This window comes from Polaromonas sp. P3_C2, assembly GCF_056402675.1.
This window is the reverse complement of record NZ_JBFUGX010000358.1, coordinates 1-4290: the sequence shown is the minus strand read 5'-3', so window position 1 is coordinate 4290 and position 4290 is coordinate 1. Positions and strand designations below refer to the sequence as shown.

Annotated in this window: 3 protein-coding genes; all 3 read left to right on the top strand. The window is 59.6% G+C overall.

All coding sequences use genetic code 11. The annotated features are described in order from the left end of the window. Window positions 1–101 precede the first annotated feature (101 nt). On the top strand, window positions 102–914 hold the full coding sequence (gene pssA, locus AC1DWI_RS14965; protein WP_457278605.1) for a CDP-diacylglycerol--serine O-phosphatidyltransferase: 813 nt from the start codon (window positions 102–104) through the stop codon (window positions 912–914). A 174-nt stretch (window positions 915–1088) separates the two neighbouring features. After that, complete coding sequence (gene leuA / locus AC1DWI_RS14960) at window positions 1089–2783, top strand: 2-isopropylmalate synthase (protein ID WP_477670844.1); 1695 nt, start codon at window positions 1089–1091, stop codon at window positions 2781–2783. Between the two features lie 52 nt (window positions 2784–2835). After that, window positions 2836–4290: 2-isopropylmalate synthase (locus AC1DWI_RS14955; protein WP_477725116.1), on the top strand; the 1455-nt coding region annotated here is incomplete at its 3' end.

Genomic DNA, 4290 nt, shown 5'->3' with positions numbered 1-4290 from the left:
GGCTTATTCCTTCAAGGAGGCCCGGCTTCTGGATGGCATCTACAGGTGCTATGAATTTGATAGCTGTTTGCGCGCACCAGTTGTGCCTCAGGAGTGTTTTTATGCATGATGGTGAAGATTCGGCGTTCCCTACCGAAGCGGTGGTGATACGCAAGCGACGCAAGGGCATTTACATATTGCCCAATTTATTCACGCTGGCCGCCCTGTTTGGCGGCTTTTACGCCATCGTCATGGCCATGAACGGGCGCTTCGACCAAGCCGCCATTGGTGTGTTTTGCGCCATGATTCTCGACAGCCTGGACGGCCGCGTCGCCCGGATGACCAACACGCAAAGCGCTTTCGGCGAGCAGATGGATTCGCTCTCGGACATGGTGTCTTTCGGCGCCGCACCGGCGTTGATCGCCTACGTCTGGGCCTTGACCAGCCTGGGGCGGTGGGGTTGGATAGGCGCTTTTGTGTATTGCGCCTGCGCTGCGCTGCGCCTGGCTCGCTTCAATGTGAACACGGCCGTGGTCGACAAGCGCTTCTTCCAGGGTCTGCCGTCGCCCGCCGCGGCGGCATTGGTGGCCGGCTTTATCTGGCTGATGACCGATGCGGGAGTCAGTGGGCTGGAAGTGCGCTGGGTGACCTTCGGCCTCACGCTCTATGCGGGCCTCACGATGGTCACAAATGTGCCGTTCTACAGCTTCAAGGACGTGCAGATGAAGCGCAGCGTGCCTTTCGCCGCCATTGTGTTGATTGCACTTGGGATCGCCGTTATCAATATTCATCCACCGACCGTGATGTTCGGCCTGTTTGTGCTGTACGGTTTTTCGGGCTATGTGCTATACGGCTGGCGCAAGGCCAAGGGCCAGCAGACCAGCGTGATCTCGACGTCCACCGACGAACCCGACGAGCGCGGCCTTCACAAATAATTGTGGTACATTGAGCAGATGAAACAAATTTCGCTAGCACTACTGCTATCTGCCAACGGGCGGAGACGGTAGCGCACGCGTACACCTGATTCAACGGCCCGTTTGCACCAGCAACGGGCCGTTTTTCTTTGGGTTGCTGGTTTTTTTGTAATCTTTGGGGTTGACGAAATGACCATGTTGAAAACACCTTCCAGCAAATACCAATCCTTCGCGCCAGTCCGACTGGCCGACCGCACATGGCCCGATGCCGTGCTGACGCAAGCGCCCATCTGGTGCAGCGTGGACCTGCGGGATGGCAACCAGGCGTTGATCGAGCCCATGGATATTCCTCGCAAACTGAGGATGTTCCACACCCTGGTGAAAATCGGCTTCAAGGAAATCGAGGTGGGCTTTCCGTCCGCGTCCCAGATTGAATTCGACTTTCTCCGCCAGCTCATCGACGGCAATCTGATTCCCGACGACGTCACCATCCAGGTGTTGACGCAGGCGCGCGAGCCGCTGATCCGTCGCACTTTCGAATCGCTCAAGGGCGCCAAAAAAGCCATCGTCCACCTCTACAACGCCACCGCCCCGGTTATGCGCCGCGTGGTGCTGGGCATGAATGAGGACGAGATTGTCCAGCTCGCGACCGACAATGCGCGGCTCTTCCAGCAACTGGCAGCGGCACAGCCTGAAACGCAATGGACGTTCCAGTACTCACCCGAGATGTGGTCGGGCACTGAGCTCGCGTTTTCCAAGCGCGTGGTTGATGCCGTGACCGAGGTCTGGCAGCCGACGCCCAAGCGAAAATGCATCATCAACCTGCCGTCCACTGTGGAGCATTCCACGCCGAATATTTTTGCCGACATGATGGAGTGGATGCACCGCCACCTGGCCAGGCGCGACGCCATCGTGATCTCGGTTCATCCCCACAATGACCGCGGTACGGGCACTGCGGCCGGCGAGTTGGCCTTGATGGCTGGCGCCGACCGCATTGAAGGCTGCCTCTTCGGCAACGGCGAGCGCACCGGCAATGTGGACCTGGTGAACATCGCGCTCAATCTCTACACGCAAGGCGTGTCGCCTGGGCTGGACTTCTCGGAAATCGACGAAATTCGCCGCACGGTGGAGCATTGCAACCAGCTGCCCGTGCATCCCCGCCATCCTTATGCAGGCGACCTGGTCTACACCTCGTTCTCCGGCTCGCACCAGGACGCCATCAAGAAGGCTTTCGCTGCGCGCAAAGAAGGCGACGTGTGGGACATGCCTTATTTGCCCATCGATCCTAAGGACCTGGGCCGCAGCTATGAAGCCGTGATCCGCGTCAACAGCCAGTCCGGCAAGGGTGGCATCGCCTACTTGCTGGAAAGCGAGTTCGGCCTCGAGCTCCCGCGCCGATTGCAGATCGAGTTCAGCCAGGTGGTGCAATCGGTGATGGATGCGACCGGCAAGGAGTTGACCGGCAAAGACATCTTTGCGCTGTTTGAAAAGGAATATGGCGTGCAGACCATCGCCGCACCCCAGCGCCTGGTGATTGAAGAAACCGGAAAGACCGGTGGCGAGTCCTTCCACATTAAAGCCGAGGTCGAGTTTGCGGGCCGCCATCACGCCGTTGAAGGCACCGGGACGGGCCCCATCGATGCTTTCGTGGGTGGCCTGGCCGCAGCGACAGGCCACTCCGTTCGCGTGCTGGACTATCACGAGCATGCCATCGGAGCCGGGGCGAGCGCGCAGGCCGTGGCCTACTTGGAACTGCGGATCAACGACCAGACGCTGTTCGGCGTCGGTATGGATGGCAACATCATCTCCGCATCGCTCAAGGCCATAGTCTCGGGCCTGCAGCGCAGCAAGGCCAGCCAGCCTGCAGGCGTTGCTACCATTACGGGTTAACCGCTTCAGATACCTCAAAACACAGAGCGCCCAACGCATCAGGAATCCCACCATGACCGACAAACTCATTATTTTTGACACTACCTTGCGCGACGGCGAGCAATCGCCCGGCGCCTCCATGACCAAGGACGAAAAGCTGCGGATTGCCCGCCAGCTGGAGCGCCTGAAGGTCGATGTGATCGAAGCCGGGTTTGCTGCCAGCTCCAATGGCGATTTCGAATGCGTGAAGGCTATTGCGGAGGTGGTGAGGGACTCCACCATCTGCTCGCTGGCGCGTGCCAACGACAGGGATATCTCCCGCGCTGCAGAAGCCTTGAAACCTGCGGCATCGGGGCGTCTGCATCTGTTCCTTGCAACCAGCGCCCTGCACATGGAAAAGAAACTGCGCATGACACCCGATCAGGTGTTCGAGCAGGCCAAGCTCTCCGTGCGTTTTGCCAAAAATCTGATGGGCGATATCGAGTTCAGCCCTGAAGACGGTTATCGCTCCGACCCGGATTTCCTGTGCCGTGTGCTGGAGGCCGTGATCAAGGAAGGCGCGACCACCATCAACGTGCCCGACACGGTAGGCTACGCCATCCCCGAGCTCTACGGCAACTTCATCAAGAACCTGCGCGAGCGTATCCCCAACAGCGACAAGGCTGTCTGGTCCGTGCACTRCCACAACGACCTGGGGATGGCCGTGGCCAACTCTCTGGCCGGTGTGAAGATTGGCGGCGCGCGGCAGGTGGAATGCACCATCAACGGGCTGGGCGAGCGTGCCGGCAACTGCTCGCTTGAAGAGGTGGTGATGGCGGTCAAAACCCGCAAGGACTACTTCGGCCTCGAACTTGGAATCGACACGCAGCACATTCTGGCGGCCAGCCGCATGGTGAGCCAGACCACCGGTTTTGTGGTGCAACCGAATAAGGCCGTGGTCGGCGCCAATGCGTTTGCGCATGCCTCCGGCATTCACCAGGACGGTGTGCTCAAGGCGCGCGACACCTATGAAATCATGCGCGCCGAAGACGTGGGGTGGAGCGCCAACAAGATMGTGCTGGGCAAGCTGAGCGGGCGCAATGCGTTCAAGCAGCGTCTGCTGGAGCTCGGTGTCGCCATGGAAAGCGAAGCGGACATCAACAACGCCTTCGCCAAGTTCAAGGAACTCGCGGACCGCAAGAGCGAGATCTTTGACGAGGACATCCTGGCGTTGGCGAGCGATGAAAGCGCTTCGCATGACAACGAACAGTACGGCTTTGTKTCCCTGTCGCAACACAGCGAAACCGGCGAACGCCCTCAGGCCAGCGTCGTGTTCACTGTGGCCGGCAAGGAAGTCAAAGGCGAATCCGACGGCAACGGCCCTGTTGATGCCTCCCTCAAAGCCATCGAGTCACACGTCAAAAGCGGTGCGGAGATGGTGCTTTACTCTGTGAACGCCATCAGCGGATCAACAGAAAGCCAGGGAGAAGTCACGGTGCGTTTGCAAAACAGCGGGCGGGTGGTCAATGGCGTGGGCGCCGACCCCGAC